Source organism: Nonomuraea sp. B5E05 (assembly GCF_039880665.1).
Classification (GTDB): domain Bacteria; phylum Actinomycetota; class Actinomycetes; order Streptosporangiales; family Streptosporangiaceae; genus Nonomuraea.
The window spans coordinates 160,777-175,633 of the sequence record NZ_JBDPMJ010000019.1 but is presented as its reverse complement, the minus strand read 5'-3'; the positions used below and the strand labels follow the sequence as shown (position 1 = coordinate 175,633).

Sequence of the window (14,857 nt, the reverse complement as noted above, 5' to 3'; positions counted from 1 at the left end):
CGGGGTATGCGCTTCCAGATCCTCGGGCCCACCGCTGTGCTGGGCGAGGACGGCGAGCAGGTCGCGCTCGGGGGTCCCCGCGTGCGCGCCCTGCTGACCCTGCTCGCCCTGCACGCCGGCCGCATCGTCGGCGCGGAGCAACTCGTGGCCGGCATGTACGGCCCCCGGCCTCCCGAGGGCGAGGCCAACGCGCTGCAGTCGCAGGTGTCCCGGCTGCGCAGGGCGCTGGGCCGGAATCTGGTGGAGTTCCATCCGGCCGGATACCGGCTGGTGGCCGATCCGCAGGACGTCGACGCGTGCAGGTTCGAGCAGCTGGCGCGGGCGGGCGGGCAGGCCCTGGCCGGCGGCGACCCCGAGCGGGCGGCGGCGCTGCTGCGCGAGGCGCTGAACCTGTGGCGCGGCACCCCGCTCGCCGACGCTCCGCACGCGGTGGCCGCCGCGACGGCGCTGGAGGAGCTGCGCCTGTCGGCCACGGAAGACCGGGTGCAGGCCGACCTCGACCTGGGCAGGCATCGCGAGCTGGTCGCCGAGCTGAGCCGGCTCGCCGCCGCCCACCCGCTGCGCGAGCGGCTGCGGGCCCAGCTCATGCGCGCGCTCTACGGCAGCGGCCGCCAGGCGGAGGCGCTGGCCGCCTACGACGAGGCCAGGAAGTTGCTGGACGACGAGCTGGGCGTCGAGCCGGGAGCCGAGCTGGCCGCCGCGCATCTGGCCGTGCTCAGGGCCGACCCGGCGCTCGGGGCCTCGGCCGCCCCCGCGGCCGGGCAGAGCTCGCGGCAGGGGCTGCGCGCCCAGCTCACCAGCTTCGTCGGCCGCGCCGACGAGCTCCGGCAGGTGGCGGCGAGACTACGCGAGCACCGGCTCGTCACGCTGATCGGGCCGGGCGGCGCGGGCAAGACGCGCCTCGCGATCGAGGTGGCCGGCCAGGAGGCGGGAGACGTGTGCTTCGTGCCGCTCGCGCAGGTCTCCGACGGGGCCGACGTTCCGGCGGCCGTCCTCGCCGCGCTCGACATCCGCGACGCCGTGACGCACGCCTCCGACCGTCCCGCCGTGGACCCCGCCGCCAGGCTCGTCACCGCGCTGGCCGGCCGCAGGCTGCTGCTGGTCCTCGACAACTGCGAGCACCTCATCGCGGCCGCCGCCGAGCTGACGGACCTGCTGCTGGCCTCCGCCCCCTCGCTGCGGGTGCTGGTGACCGGGCGGGAGGCGCTCGGCATCACCGGCGAGTCGATCCTGCCGGTCGCGCCGCTGCGGTTGCCTCCGCCGGAATCGGGCGACCCGCTCAGCTATCCCGCCGTCCGGCTGTTCGCCGACCGCGCCGCCGCCGTGGCGCCCGGCTTCGCCGTCGACGCGGGCAACGCCGCCCAGGTGGCGAGCATCTGCCGGGCTCTCGACGGGTTACCGCTGGCCATTGAGCTGGCCGCGGCGCGGCTGCGCACACTCCCGCTGGCCGACATCGCCGCGCGGCTCGACGACCGGTTCCGGCTGCTGACCCGGGGCAGCCGCACGGCGCTGCCCCGGCACCAGACGCTGCGCGCGGTCGTCGCGTGGAGCTGGGACCTGCTCGACGAGGACGAGCAGCGGCTGGCCAGGAGACTGACCGTGTTCGTGGGCGGCGCGCGGCCCGCGGCGGCCGAGCGGGTGTGCGGGCTGCCGGAGGAGGTGCTGTTCTCGCTCGCGGAGAAGTCGCTGGTGCAGGTGGTCGACGGGCGCTACCGCATGCTCGACACGATCCGGGCGTACTGCGCCGAGAGGCTGGCCGAGTCCGGCGAGGTCGAGGCGATCCGCGACGCGCACGCCGGCTACTGCCTCGACCTCGTCATGGAGGCCGACCCGTGGCTGCGCACGAGCGAGCAGCTGGAGTGGCTTGCCAAGCTCGACGAGGAGAGCGACGACGTCAACGCCGCCGTGCGCTGGACCACCGAGGCAGGGCGGCTGGAGGTCGCGTTGCGGCTGCTGGCCCACAGCGCCTGCTACTGGTGGATGCGCGGTCACCGCGCCACCAGCGCCGACCTGGCCGCCGGGCTGCTGGCGGCGCTCGGCCCGCGGCGCCCGCCCGACCTGGACGAGGAATACGTCATGTGCGTGCTCGTCACGGCCTGGGCGGGAGGCGCGGACGACGAGCTGCGCGAGCGGATGGCCGAGGTGCGCCGGCTGGTGCGCTGGGACCACATGCCGGTGCGGGTCGAGTTCATGATGTTGCTGCTGTCCATGTTCACCGGGCCTCCCGGCGACTTCCAGGATGCCTTCGACGAGATCAGACGGATCGTGCGGGACCTGCCGCCCTGGCAGCAGGCGCTGTCCTACGGCGGCGCCGCCTTCGTCCTGCAGGCCCTCGACAGGCCCGAGGAGGCGCTGGCCCACTTCGAGCAGAGCCTGGCCTCGTTCAAGGCCATCGGCGAGCGCTGGGGCATGACGCTCGTGTTGTCCGGGCTCTGCGAGTTCCACTACGAGCGCGGCGACTACGACACCGCGTACACGCTGGCCGACGAGTCCCTGGCGATGGCGCGCGAGCTGGGCGCCACGACCGAGATCGCCGAGGGCCTGTGCCGCCGCGGCGACGCGCTGATCTGCAGGCAGGCCACGGACTCCGCGCAGGCCGACTACGTGCTCGCGGCCGATCTGTCGCGCAGGAACGGTTCCATGGAGACCCTCGCGTGGGCGCACCTGGGCCTCGGCGAGGTGGCGCTGCGCCGCGGCGACCTCGACGAGGCGCAGGCGCTGCTCACCCAGGCGCGGGCCGAATGCCCCGACGGCTGGTACAGCGCCGAGGCCACCCGCATGCGCATCGCGGCCGGGCTGAGCGAGATCAGCCGGTTGGTCAGCGAGCGGTAGGCCGGCCGTCAGCCGCTTCCGCGACCGTGAGCGGCATGACGAACAAATGGGCCGCGCTGGCGATCGCCTGCCTGGCCACACTCCTGCTCTCCCTCGACCTGACCGTCCTGCACCTGGCGCTTCCGCGCCTGGTGGCCGACCTGGGCGCCACATCCACGCAGTTGTTGTGGATCGGCGACATGTACGGCTTCGCGCTGGCCGGCCTGCTCGTCACCATGGGCAACCTCGGCGACCGCATCGGCCGCAAGCGCCTGCTGCTGATCGGCGCGGCCGCGTTCGGCGCCGCCTCCGTGGTCACCGCGTACGCCCCCACCCCCGAGCTGCTGATCGCGGCCAGGGCGCTGCTGGGCGTCGCCGGGGCGACGATCATGCCGTCCACGCTGTCGATCATCCGCAACGTGTTCACCGAGCCCGGCGAGCGGACCGCGGCCATCGGCGTCTGGAGCGGGATGAGCGCCGCGGGCTTCGCGATCGGCCCGGTCGTCGGCGGCGTGCTGCTCGACCACTTCTGGTGGGGCTCGGTGTTCCTGATCAACGTACCGATCATGCTGCTGGTGCTGGTGGGCGGCGCCCTGGTGCTGCCCGAGTCGCGCAACCCGGACGCGGGCCGGCTCGACCTGCCCAGCGTCGTCCTGTCCTTCAGCGGCGTCGTGACGGCCATCTACGCCGTCAAGGAGGCCGCGAACAAGGGGCTCGGCCACGCCGACGTGGCGGCCGCGGGCGTGGCCGGGGTGCTGCTGCTGGCGGTGTTCGTGTGGCGGCAGACGCGGCTGGCCGAACCGCTGATCGACGTGCGGCTCTTCCGCAGGAGGGCGTTCAGCGCGTCCATCGCCACGAACCTGCTGGCGATCTTCGCGATGTCGGCGATGATGCTGATGTTCGCGTGGTACCTGCAGCTCGTGCTCGGCTGGTCGCCGCTGCAGGCGGGGCTGGCCCAGCTGCCCGGCGGCCTGGCGGGCGCCGTCGGCGGGGTGCTGGCCGCCAAGCTGATCAACCTTATCGGCCGCAACGGCGTGGTCGCGCTCGGCCTGGCCATGAACGCGGGCTCGTTCCTCTACTACGCCACCCTCGGCACCGAGCTGAACTACCTCACCCTGCTGCCCGTCATGGTGATCGGCGGCATGGGCGTCGGGTTCGCGTTCACGGTGAACAACGACAACGTGCTGGCCACCGCGCCCAGGAGCCGGGCGGGGGCGGCGTCGGCGGTGTCGGAGACGGCGTTCGAGCTGGGCGGGGCGCTCGGCATCGCGATCCTGGGCACGGTGCTGACCAGCGCCTACCGGGCGAACCTGGAACTGCCCGCCGGGGTGGACGGCGCGGCCGCGCGGGAGTCGATCGCCGGGGCGATGCAAACGGCCGCCGGCCTGCCCGCCGGCCAGGCGGGCCAGCTCGTGCGCGCCGCGCAGGAGGCGTTCCTTGCGGGTGTGCATGTGACGTCGCTGGTCACGGCGGCGCTGCTGGCCGTGGTCGCGGGGCTGGCGCTGGCAGGGCTGCGCGGGGTTCCGAAGGAGATCCCGGAGGAGCTCCTCACCAGCCGGACGTGAGGCGTTCAGGGGATGGGGTTGGTGGGGCAGGGGCGGGTGTAGGTCGGGGAGAGGCTGTCGAGGCGGGCGCCGATCGTACGGGCCACCCGCTCGATGGTCTGGACGCCCGCGCCGTGGCCGGGTTGCTGGTCGGTCTGGACCGACAGCAGCAGGTCGCGGCCTGGGCCCTGGATGCGGCCGTAGCTGGTGACGGCCCACGTGTTGTGGATGAACGGGCGCGGGGTCCAGCCGTTCTTCAGTGCCACCCGGTCACCGGGCCGGGCCGCGGCGCTGACGCCCCACGCCTGCATCTTGTGCACCCGGCTCATCAGCCCCAGCAACAGCCGGCGGTCGGAGGCGCGCAGCCCTTTGCCGCCGCCGACCAGGACGTCCAGCAGGCGGATGCGGTCGGCGGGGCTGGTGGTGGTGCCGCCCCAGTAGATGCCGGGCCCCGGTGTGGTCTCCCGCATCCCCATTCGCCGGTAGAAGGTGCTCATGACGCCGCCCCCGCCGACCCGCGACCAGAGCGCGTCCGCCGCCTTGTTGTCGCTCTCCGTGATCATGCGTTCCGCCAGGTCGCGGTCTCCCTCGGTGAGGCCGCTCGCGTGGCGGCGCTGGAGCAGCGCGGCGAGGATGTCCACCTTGGCGCCGCTGGCGGTGATGAGGTCGTGCCGGTGCTCCCCCTGGCCGAGGGTGACCCCGCTGACCAGGTCGTGCGCGCCGTACACGATGCGGCCTGGGCGGGTGCGCAGGTAGCGGGAGAGGTCGTGTTCGAGGCGCTGGCGGGCCGCGCGCGCGGCTCGTTTGTCAGGAAATTTCATAACGCACCGCGCCACCTTGACCGGCGCCTTGGCGGTGGCCCGCACCGCGACGGGCACGGTCGGCGCCCGCTCGGGGCCGCACGCCGCCACGAGCGCCAGGCCCACCCAGGCCGCCCACTTTGCACGCATGCGCAACCCCCGTCGCGTTATCAGGGGTTACGGGATTCATGCCCGATTTGGCGGCTTCATCCCTCGCATGCGGTTCTTTCCTGGACAGACCTTCAGCACCTCCTTGCCGAGCGGTCAGAGATGCCTCTCCAGGAAGGCGGCCGTCGCGTCCACGGCCTGGGTGACGTACGGCTCCTGGTCATAGAGGTCGGTGTGCTGCTTGGCGTCCACCCAGACGAGCTCCTTCGGCTCGTCGAGCCGTTTGTACGCCTCCTCGGCACCCTCCGGCGAGCAGAACCGGTCGACGACCCCGTGCACGATCAGCGCCGGTTTCGGGGACAGGAAGTCGGCCCCCATCATGTTGTCCATCGTGATCAGCTCGCGCACGCTCGCCCTGGTCACCTCGTTCGTCCAGTGGGGCGAGGCGCCGCGCTCGGAGCCGTAGTAGGCGTACGGCTCGTCGCCCGGCATCGCGGCCTCGGCGCTCTCGGCGACGGCGGGCATGTACGCGACGGGCCCGCCCTGGTCCTGCTGCTCCAGCACCTCCGTGAGCGAGCCCAGCACGGCCGGGTAGTCCATGCCCGTCCGCATGGCGTAGGGGTTGTTGTACGCCCCGGCGATGCCAGCGAAAATCCGCACCCGGGGATCGAAAGCAGCAAATTTCAGGGCATATCCGCCGCCCAGGCAGATCCCCACCACCCCGATCCGCTCCGGGTCCACCTCCGGCCGCGACCGCACCATCGACACCGCCGCCCGCAGGTCGTGCAGCTTGCCCTGCGGATCCTCGTGCCGGCGCGGCTCCCCGCCGGACTCGCCCCAGTTGCGGTGGTCGAAGGACAGCGTGACGTAGCCCCGCTCCGCCAGCCGGGCCGCGTACAGCCCGGTGACCTGGTCGCGCACCCCGGTGAACGGACCCGTGAACACCAGCCCGGGACGCGGCCCTCCGCCCTCCGGCACCCGCAGGTCACCGACCAGGGTGAGGCCGTCCACGACGAATTGTGCTCTCATACGCCCAAGTCTGCGCTATGAGTCGAACCCCAGCCCCATCCGGTCGAGCGCCCGCAACCACAGGTTGCGCCTGCCCTCGTGCTGGTCGGCCCGCGCGATCGACCACCGGGTGAACTGGATCACCCCCGACCGCACCGGCTCGGGCGGGAACGGGATCGGCTTCTCCTTCACCATCCGCAGCTCGGTGCGCTCGGTGCGCTCGCCCGACAGCAGGTCGAGCATGACGTTCGCGCCGAACCTGGTGGCGCCGACCCCCATGCCGGTGAAGCCGGCCGCGTAGGCCAGCCGGCCTCCGTGGGCCTGCCCGTAGAAGGCGCTGAACCGGCTGCACGTGTCGATCACGCCGCCCCACCGGTGGCTGAACCGCACGTTCGCGAGCTGCGGGAACGTTGCGTAGAAGTGTTCGGCGAGCTTGACGAACGTCGCGTCGCGCTGGTCGTACTCCTGCTTGACCAGGCCGCCGTTGTAGTAGACGGCGTCGTAGCCGCCCCACAGGATGCGGTTGTCGTCGGTCAGCCGGTAGTAGTGGAACTGGTTGCCCGAGTCGCCGACGCCCTGCCGGTTGCTCCAGCCCACCTCGGCCAGCTGGGCCGCCGTCAGCGGCTCGGTCATCAGCACGTAGTCGTAGACCGGCACCACGAAGTGCCGCAACCGCCGCAGCAGCGGCGGGAACACGCCGGTGCCCAGGGCCACGTGGCGCGCGGCCGCCGTGCCGTACGGCGTGCGCAGGGTGATCGTGGTGCCGTCGTCGTGCAGCGAGCGCACCGGGCTGCGCTCGTGGACGCGTACACCGAGCCGCAGGCACGCGTCCCGCAGCCCCCACGCCAGCCGCGCGGGGTCGACCATGGCGCAACCGCTGCGCTCCCACAGCCCGCCCAGGTAGGTCGGCGAGTCGAGCTCGGCCCGCACCTGATCCCGGTCGAGCGGCACGTAGTCGAGGCCCAGCTCGTCGATCAGCTCGAGGTGCTCGTTCAGCCCGTCGAGCTGCCACGGCTCGGTGGCCACGTGCAGCTCGCCGGTGCGCTCGAACGAGCAGTCGATGCGGTAGCGCCACAGTGTGCGCTCGATCTCGTCGAGGTTGGCCACGCCCATGCGCTCCAGCCGGTCGATCTCCTCGGGCCACCGTTCGAGCCCGTTGGCCAGGCCGTGGGTGAGCGTGGCCATGCAGAACCCGCCGTTGCGGCCGGAGGCCGCCCAGCCGATCCTGCGCCCTTCGAGCAGGACGACGTCCAGCGACGGGTCGCGTTCTTTGGCCATCAGGGCCGTCCACAGGCCGGAGAAGCCGCCGCCGACGACGACCAGGTCGGCGCTGCTGTGGCCGGCCAGCCGCGGGGCCGGCTCGGGTCGGGCCGGGCTGTCCAGCCAGTACGGCCCGCGCTCCGCGTCAGCCAGCGCCTTCAGCGGATCCACACTCCCACATCCCTACGATCGAGCCGTGAGGCCGAAGGGTCAGGCGCGCCGCCTGGCCACCACCGCGTTGGCCACGGCGATCAGCACCCCGACGCCGAAGATCAGCGTACCCATGACGTTGACCTGTGGCGGGATGCCGGTCTTCACCGCGCCGACGATCCACAGCGGGAAGGTGACGGTCGAGCCGTTGACGAAGCTCGTCACCACGTAGTCGTCGATCGACAGCGCGAACGACAACATCGCGCCCGCCGTCACCGCGGGCATGATCGACGGCAGCGTCACCTGCCGGAACGTCCCCCAGGCGGTGGCACCGAGGTCTCTGGCGGCCTCCTCCAGCGACGGGTCGAGCGTGACGATCCGCGCCCGCACGGTCACCACCACGAAGGACAACGAGAACAGCACGTGCGAGACGATGATCGTGTTCGCGTCGCGCGGCACGTTGCCCGAGACGAACAACGACAGCAGCGACGCCCCCATGACCAGCTCGGGCGTGGAGATGGCGGCGAAGACCAGGAAGTTCGTGACGCCCTTGCCGTGGAAGCGGTGGCGGCCGAGCGCGAGCCCGAGCATGGTGCCGAGCACGACCGTGATGACGGTGCTGACCAGGGCGATGACCAGGGAGTTGCGCAGCGCCACGGTCAGATCGGAGATCTCGAACAGCTCGGCGTACCACCTGAGGGTGAAGCCCTGCCAGCTGGTGTTGGACTTGCTCTGCTTGTCGTTGAACCCGAACAGGATCATCACGGCGATCGGCGCCGACAGCCACACGATGACGAGCCACGTGTACGCGTGCAGCAGCCGGTCCCCGAGCCTGCCCCGCTCGCCGCTCCTCATCGGGCCGCCGCCTCGAGCACGTTCTCCGTACCGAGGGCCCTGGCGTAGGCGAAGATCCCCACCAGCAGGACCGCCATCAGCGTGAACGACAGCGCGGCGGCGGTCGGGTAGTTGAGGTTCACCAGATATTCGGTCTGGATGTTGTTGCCGATCATGGTGTTGCCCGTGCCGCCCAGGATCTGCGCGTTGATCGGGTCGGCCGTGGCCGGCACGAACGTCATGAGCACCCCGGCGAACACCCCGGGCAAGGACAGCGGCAGCACGACCCGGCGGAAGGCGCCCGCCCGCGTCGCGTACAGGTCCTGGGCCGCCTCCACCACCCGCGGGTCCACCCGCTCCAGCGCCACGTAGATGGGCAGGATCATGAACGGCAGGAAGTTGTAGGTCAGCCCGCCCACCACGGCGAGCGTCGTCGCGAGCACGTGGAAGCCCTCGGGCAGCAGCCCCCAGTCCTTCAGCGTGCCGAAGAGGATGCCGTTGTCGGCCAGCAGGAAGTTCCACGAGATCGTCCGCAGCACGAACGACACGAAGAACGGCAGCAGCAGGAGGAAGAGGTACACGGACTTGCGGGTGCCGCCCCTGAAGGCGATCCAGTAGGCCACGGGATAGCCGATCAGCAGCATGGCCACAGTCGCGAGCCCGCCGTACACCAGCGAGCGGAGCAGCTGGGTGCTGTACCTGCCGAGCGCGTCCCCGTAGGTGGAGACGTTGAAGGTCATGGCGTAGCCGTCATAGGCGTTGCCGGTCTGCAGCGAGACCGACGCCATCGCGACCATGGGCACGACCAGGAAGATGGCCAGCCACATCCAGCTCGGCAGCGCGAGGAGGTAGGGGGTGAGCCGCCGCATCGTCACGCTCTCCCGGGTCCGGCGGCGCACGGCAGGTGACGGGTCATCGTGCCTACGCCTGGGTGATCGACTGGAAGATCGGGTTGAACACCTGCTCCTGCTGGGTGGTCAGGGTGGTGTACGTGCGCAGCTTGGCGTAGTCGGCTTCGCTCGGGAACATGAGCGGGCTGTCGACCATGTCGTTGAGCGCCTTCTTGTCCTTGCCCTCGGCCGTCTTGGCCCGCTGTCTGAACAGGTCCTGGACGGCCGGGACGGGCGTGACGAACTGGATGAACTCATCGAGTTCGGCGGCCACGGCGGGCTGGTAGAGGTAGTCCATCAGCATGAGCGCGTCGAGGGGGTTGGCCGCGCCCTTGGGGATGAGCATGTTGTCGGTCCAGATCGTGCCGCCCTCCTCGGGCACCACGAAGGCGACGGGCTCGCCGGCGAGCTGGCGCTGGAAGACGTCGCCCGACCAGGCCATGGTCACCCAGACATCGCCCTTCGCCACGGCATCGATATACCCTTGATCATAATATTTCCGCACAAGTCCGGCATCGCGCTGTGCCTTGAGCTTCTCCCCGGCCTTCTTCCAGTCCGCCTCCGTCGACTTCTCCGGGTCGACGCCCACCGCGAACATGCCGAAGTTGCCGATCTCCTGAGCGTCGTTCATCATCCCGATCCGCCCCTTGTACCGGGGATCGAACAACGCCTCGATGCTGGTGATCTCCTCTTTGACATGGTCGGTGTTGTACGCGATCCCGGTCACGCCCGACGCGTACGGGATCGTGAACTTGTTGCCCGGGTCGTAGGAGCGCTCCTTGAACTTCTGGCCCGCGTTGGCCTGGAAGTTCGGCAGCCGCGCGTGGTCGAGCGGCACCGCGTAGCCGAGCTGCAGCATGTGCTGGAGCTGGACGCCGTTGGTCATGACGACGATGTCGTAGCCCAGCGACTGGCCGGCGCGCAGCACGGGATCGGCCTTGCCGAAGAACTCGGCGTTCTCCTGGATGACCTCCTTGTACTCGTACGCGATGCCGGTGTCCTTCGTGAACCGCTCGAGCGGGCCCTTGTCCTCCGGCATGTACTCCGGCCAGTTGGCGAAGACGACCTTGCCGTTCTTGGTCTGCTTCGCCCAGAAGTCCTGGACGGCGTCCGCCTTGGGCGGTGCGACCTTCTGCCCCTGCACGCCGCAGGCGGCGAGGGCGAGCCCGGCGGCCGAGTAGCCGGCGAGCCGGAAGACGTCACGTCTGGTGCGGGATGAGCGCAGTGGGGGGTGCATGAGGCGCTGTCAACTTCCAATCACGTACGAGTGCTGCGCCCGCCACGACAGCCAGACGGAGTCTCCCCGCTCCGCCGTCGCCACCGCGTCATGCGCGTTCTGCTGGAAAACGGTGATGTCCGTCCCGTCCGCGAGGCTCACGGAATAGCTGGTGTAGGTGCCCAGGTAGACGACCTCGGCGACGGTCCCGCGCACCCCGCTCACCTCCGGCCCCGGGTCCTCCGCCCCGATGGTGATCTTCTCGGGGCGTACGGTCACCGTCACCTCGCCGTCGTGACCGGGCACCAGCACCCGGCCGCCGCCGACCTCCACCTCGCCGCCGGTCGCGGTGCCCGCGAGCAGGTTGGAGGTGCCGATGAAGCCCGCGACGAACGCGGTCGCGGGTCGTTCGTAGATCTCGCGCGGCCTGGCGAGCTGCTCGACCAGGCCGTCGTTCATGACGGCGATGCGGTCGCTCATGGTCAGCGCCTCGTTCTGGTCGTGCGTCACGTACACGAACGTGATGCCGACCTCGCGCTGGATGCGCTTGAGCTCGATCTGCATGGCCTGGCGTAATTTAAGGTCGAGCGCGCCGAGCGGCTCGTCGAGCAGCAGCGCCCGCGGCCGGTTGACCAGGGCCCTGGCCAGCGCCACGCGCTGCTGCTGGCCACCGGACATCTCGCGCGGCCGGCGTTTCTCCCTGCCGGCCAGGTCGACGATCTCCAGCATCTCGCCGACTCGCAGCCTGATCTCCTCCTGCGGCGTCCTGCGCTGTTTCAGGCCGAACGCCACGTTGTCCCAGACGCTCATGTGCGGGAAGAGCGCGTAGGACTGGAAGACCATGTTGACGTCGCGCTTGTTCGGCGGGACGTCCGTGACGTCCTTGCCGTGCAGCTTCACCAGGCCCTTCGTGGGCGCCTCGAACCCGGCGACCATCCTCATGGTCGTGGTCTTGCCGCAGCCGGACGGGCCGAGGAGGGAGAAGAACTCCCCCTCGGCGATGTCCAGCGTCACGCCTTTGACCGCCTGGACGACCTCGCCATGCGAGAGGTACTCCTTGACGACGTCCTCTAGCTCGATTGCCGATAGCCCGGTCATGTCCAGGTTTCGCCCCTGCTGCTATTCGCCGATGTAGTGCATGACGTGCTTGACCCTGGTGTAGTCGTGCAGGCCGAACACCGACAGATCCTTGCCGTATCCGGAATGCTTGAAGCCGCCGTGCGGCATCTCCGAGATGAACGGGATGTGCGTGTTCACCCAGACCGTGCCGAAGTCCAGCCGGTTGGACATCCGCATGGCACGGCCGTGGTCGGAGGTCCAGACAGAGCCGCTCAGGCCATATCTGACGTCGTTGGCCTTGGCCAGCGCGTCGGCCTCGTCGGTGAACGTCTGCACGGTGATCACGGGGCCGAAGACCTCGTTCTGCACGATCTCGTCGTCCTGCCTGAGCCCGTCGACGACCGTGGGGGCGAAGAAGTAGCCCTTGTCGCCGACGCGCTTGCCGCCGGTGAGGATCGTGGCGTGCGCGGGGAGCCTGTCGATGAAGCCCTGCACCCTGGCCAGCTGGTTCTCGTTGTTGAGCGGCCCGTACAGCGCGTCCTCGGTGTCCAGGTCGCCGGTCACGGTGCCGGCGGCGGCCTCGCTCAGCGCGGCCACGAACGCGTCGTGCACGCTCTCCTGCACCAGCACCCGGCAGGCGGCGGTGCAGTCCTGGCCGGCGTTGTAGAGGCCGGCCTCGGCGATGCCGGCGGCGGCCGCGCGCAGGTCCTTCACGTCCTCGAAGACCACGACCGGCGCCTTGCCGCCGAGCTCCAGATGCACCCGCTTGAGGTCGTCGGCGGCGCTCCTGGCCACCGACATGCCCGCGCCGACCGAGCCGGTGATGGCCACCATCGAGGCGGCCGGATGGCTCACCACGAGGGCGCCCGTCTCGCGGTCGCCGGTGACGACGTTGAAGACGCCTGCGGGCAGCACCGAGCCGAGGATCTCGGCGAGCTTGAGCGTGGCGACCGGGGTGGTGTCGGACGGCTTGAGCACGACCGTGTTGCCGGCCGCGAGCGCGGGGGCGATCTTCCAGACCGCCATCATCACCGGATAGTTCCACGGCGTGACCTGCCCGACCACGCCGATCGGCTCGTGCCTGATGACGCTGGTGTGCTCGGCGAGGAACTCACCGGCCGTGGGGCCCTCCAGCGTGCGGGCCGCGCCCGCGAAGAACCGGAAGTGGTCGGCGGCGACCGGGGTCTCGTCCTCGGCCATGCGGGCGCGCGGCTTGCCGGTGTCGCGGCACTCGGCCTCGTTGATCTCGTCGGCCCGCGCCTCGATCGCGTCGGCGACCTTCAGCAGCAGGTTGGCCCGGTCACCCGGGGTGGTCCTGCCCCACGACTCGAACGCGGCGGCCGCGGCGGCGAACGCCGCGTCGACGTCGTCCTGCCCGGAGACCGGGGCCTGAACGTAGGCCTCGCCCGTGCACGGGTCGATGATGTCGGAGAACCGGCCGCTCTTGGCGTCCACGAGCTCGCCGTTGACATAGTTCTGCAGACGGGTCGTCATGCGCCCTCCTTCGTCGGTCGCCAGACCCAGGTGCTCTGTCTATGGATGACCTCGGCAAGCTCGGTCATGAAAGACCTCCTCGTGAGGTGGCTGAGCTGCCCGCGACTCTTACAGAGCGGTCGCAGCGAAACAAGGGATTTCGTGGTGAATATATCAAATTGCTACGAATTCGCTTGACAGTCGACCGGGAACTGACACCATGTCGCACCAGGACGGCATCCCAGCGGGAACGCCCCCGCCATGCCGGACCGCTAGGAGGAACCACATCCGATGACCACGCCGCCGCGCGTACGCCGCTCCGCTTCCCGCTCAGGGCCCGTGGTGCTCGACGACCTGTCCAAGCAGATCATCGAGCAGTTGCAGGCCGACGGGCGCATGCCGTACGCGGCGATCGGGAAGGCGGTCGGGCTCTCCGAGGCGGCGGTGCGCCAGCGCGTCCAGCGGCTGCAGGACGCCGGCGTCATGCAGATCGTCGCCGTCACCGACCCTCTCACCCTGGGCTTTCCCCGCCAGGCCATGATCGGTGTCACCTGCGAGGGCGACCTGGAGTCGGTGGCCGACGAGCTCGCGGCGATCGAGGAGATCGACTACGTGGTGCTCACGGCCGGTTCGTTCGACGTGATCGTGGAGGTCGTGTGCGAGGGCGACGGGCACCTGCTGGAGATCCTCAGCAAGATCCGCGCCATCCCCGCCGTACGCGCCACCGAATCGTTCGTCTACCTGAAACTACGCAAGCAGACCTACTCCTGGGGCACCCGCTGACCGACCCGGCGGCGGGCTCCCGCGGGGCTCACCCGAAGACCTGCTCCGCACAGTCGGCCGTGAGCGCCCGCTGGAACCACTCCTCCAGCACCGCCGTGTCCATGCACGACGTGATCCGCTCCCGCACCTCCGCAGACACCTCGATGCCCCGCGCCTCAAGGAGCATCTGCAGCATCTTCGCCCCCTCTTCCGCCTGGCCTTTGGCCTGGCCTTTGGCGAGGAGGCTCTCGGCGAACTCCCCCTGGTACGGATGTGTCAGCATAGCCATAAGGTTCCCCCATTCCTTCTGGGCGACGCCAGTCAGAGAGACGTAGATGTACTGACCGTATCGCCCGGCCAGCTTCTGATCGATTTTGCTGAGGGCCGCGTCCAACGTGCTCAGGATTTCTTTGATCAACGGGTCCTGGGACTTGGTGACGGCGGAGATGACGGCCAGACCGATGTTGCCCAGCGCCTCGGCCACGTCGGTGATGAGCGGGGTGTTGTCGGGCCCGATCACCAGTGGATTGAGCACGAGTCCCGGATGGCCGGTCTCTATGGGCTTGGCCGCCCAGCGTGCTATCTGGCGATCGGGGCAGATGACGGTCAGGACGACCCGGCACTTCTCACGCGCCCGGAAGTTGGCGATGTATTCCAGCCACGAATAGTGCTTGTCGTCGTCCTGGCCACGCTGCGTCTCGATGATGACGCCGAGCTTGTCGCCATCCTCGCCGTAGAGGAGGGCGCCATCGGCCCGGCAGACCGCAGGAACGGCTTCGGACAGGTCGGGCGAGGCCAGCCTGGCCTCGCCCGTCTCGGGTATCCGTAGATCGAACAGCGCGCGCAGCCCCTGCGCGGTGTGCCCGAGATCGAGGGTGACGAGCTTGGTCAGCCCTTCGTGTTGGGGAGTGATCACGGGCACGACATTACTATATGTGTTCT

General features: G+C 70.2%; 12 protein-coding genes. 3 read left to right on the top strand and 9 right to left on the bottom strand.

What is annotated here, in order from left to right; translation table 11 throughout:
* The first annotated feature begins 6 nt into the window (after window positions 1–6).
* Entirely contained in the window at window positions 7–2,832 is a 2,826-nt protein-coding gene (locus tag ABGB01_RS31090) for a BTAD domain-containing putative transcriptional regulator (protein WP_347777061.1), read from the top strand.
* Between the two features lie 35 nt (window positions 2,833–2,867).
* Complete coding sequence (locus ABGB01_RS31085) at window positions 2,868–4,376, top strand: MFS transporter (RefSeq protein WP_347777060.1); 1,509 nt, start codon at window positions 2,868–2,870, stop codon at window positions 4,374–4,376.
* 5 nt (window positions 4,377–4,381) lie between these two features.
* On the opposite strand, the gene ABGB01_RS31080 is transcribed toward ABGB01_RS31085, so the two are convergent.
* The 8 genes from ABGB01_RS31080 to ABGB01_RS31045 all read right to left on the bottom strand — a co-directional run bounded on the left by ABGB01_RS31080 (window position 4,382) and on the right by ABGB01_RS31045 (window position 13,174).
* Window positions 4,382–5,305, bottom strand: a complete 924-nt coding sequence (locus tag ABGB01_RS31080) for a serine hydrolase (RefSeq protein WP_347777059.1) — start codon at window positions 5,303–5,305, stop codon at window positions 4,382–4,384.
* A gap of 114 nt (window positions 5,306–5,419) precedes the next feature.
* Window positions 5,420–6,292 carry an alpha/beta hydrolase gene (locus ABGB01_RS31075; protein ID WP_347777058.1) on the bottom strand — a complete coding sequence of 291 codons (873 nt, stop codon included), beginning with the start codon at window positions 6,290–6,292 and terminating at the stop codon, window positions 5,420–5,422.
* Between the two features lie 15 nt (window positions 6,293–6,307).
* Entirely contained in the window at window positions 6,308–7,702 is a 1,395-nt protein-coding gene (locus tag ABGB01_RS31070) for an FAD-dependent oxidoreductase (RefSeq protein WP_347777057.1), read from the bottom strand.
* Window positions 7,703–7,741: 39 nt separating this feature from the next.
* A complete protein-coding gene (locus tag ABGB01_RS31065; RefSeq protein WP_347777056.1) occupies window positions 7,742–8,536 on the bottom strand; it encodes an ABC transporter permease in 795 nt (264 codons plus the stop codon).
* Window positions 8,533–9,384: an ABC transporter permease gene (locus ABGB01_RS31060; RefSeq protein WP_347621992.1), complete on the bottom strand. Its 852-nt coding sequence runs from the start codon at window positions 9,382–9,384 to the stop codon at window positions 8,533–8,535. Before ABGB01_RS31060 ends, ABGB01_RS31065 begins: the two co-directional genes overlap by 4 nt.
* Before the next feature lie 52 nt (window positions 9,385–9,436).
* On the bottom strand, window positions 9,437–10,642 hold the full coding sequence (locus ABGB01_RS31055; protein ID WP_347777055.1) for a spermidine/putrescine ABC transporter substrate-binding protein: 1,206 nt from the start codon (window positions 10,640–10,642) through the stop codon (window positions 9,437–9,439).
* 9 nt (window positions 10,643–10,651) lie between these two features.
* The gene (locus ABGB01_RS31050) at window positions 10,652–11,719 is read right to left on the bottom strand and encodes an ABC transporter ATP-binding protein (protein ID WP_347777054.1); all 1,068 of its coding nucleotides are present in this window, start codon (window positions 11,717–11,719) and stop codon (window positions 10,652–10,654) included.
* A 21-nt stretch (window positions 11,720–11,740) separates the two neighbouring features.
* A complete protein-coding gene (locus ABGB01_RS31045; RefSeq protein WP_347777053.1) occupies window positions 11,741–13,174 on the bottom strand; it encodes a gamma-aminobutyraldehyde dehydrogenase in 1,434 nt (477 codons plus the stop codon).
* A 270-nt stretch (window positions 13,175–13,444) separates the two neighbouring features.
* On the opposite strand from ABGB01_RS31045, the gene ABGB01_RS31040 reads away from it, so the two are divergent.
* The gene (locus ABGB01_RS31040) at window positions 13,445–13,936 is read left to right on the top strand and encodes an Lrp/AsnC family transcriptional regulator (protein ID WP_132597601.1); all 492 of its coding nucleotides are present in this window, start codon (window positions 13,445–13,447) and stop codon (window positions 13,934–13,936) included.
* Between the two features lie 28 nt (window positions 13,937–13,964).
* Here the strand turns inward: ABGB01_RS31040 and ABGB01_RS31035 are convergent, their stop codons facing one another.
* Complete coding sequence (locus ABGB01_RS31035) at window positions 13,965–14,837, bottom strand: hypothetical protein (protein WP_347777052.1); 873 nt, start codon at window positions 14,835–14,837, stop codon at window positions 13,965–13,967.
* Window positions 14,838–14,857: the final 20 nt, after the last annotated feature.

What these genes read in the sequence shown, in the direction of transcription:
- ABGB01_RS31090 (WP_347777061.1), top strand. Translation starts at nt 7, where the DNA reads ATGCGCTTCCAGATCCTCGGGCCCACCGCTGTGCTGGGCGAGGACGGC.
- ABGB01_RS31085 (WP_347777060.1), top strand. Translation starts at nt 2,868, where the DNA reads ATGACGAACAAATGGGCCGCGCTGGCGATCGCCTGCCTGGCCACACTC.
- ABGB01_RS31080 (WP_347777059.1), bottom strand. Translation starts at nt 5,305, where the DNA reads ATGCGTGCAAAGTGGGCGGCCTGGGTGGGCCTGGCGCTCGTGGCGGCG.
- ABGB01_RS31075 (WP_347777058.1), bottom strand. Translation starts at nt 6,292, where the DNA reads ATGAGAGCACAATTCGTCGTGGACGGCCTCACCCTGGTCGGTGACCTG.
- ABGB01_RS31065 (WP_347777056.1), bottom strand. Translation starts at nt 8,536, where the DNA reads ATGAGGAGCGGCGAGCGGGGCAGGCTCGGGGACCGGCTGCTGCACGCG.
- ABGB01_RS31060 (WP_347621992.1), bottom strand. Translation starts at nt 9,384, where the DNA reads ATGCGGCGGCTCACCCCCTACCTCCTCGCGCTGCCGAGCTGGATGTGG.
- ABGB01_RS31055 (WP_347777055.1), bottom strand. Translation starts at nt 10,642, where the DNA reads ATGCACCCCCCACTGCGCTCATCCCGCACCAGACGTGACGTCTTCCGG.
- ABGB01_RS31050 (WP_347777054.1), bottom strand. Translation starts at nt 11,719, where the DNA reads ATGACCGGGCTATCGGCAATCGAGCTAGAGGACGTCGTCAAGGAGTAC.
- ABGB01_RS31045 (WP_347777053.1), bottom strand. Translation starts at nt 13,174, where the DNA reads ATGACGACCCGTCTGCAGAACTATGTCAACGGCGAGCTCGTGGACGCC.
- ABGB01_RS31040 (WP_132597601.1), top strand. Translation starts at nt 13,445, where the DNA reads ATGACCACGCCGCCGCGCGTACGCCGCTCCGCTTCCCGCTCAGGGCCC.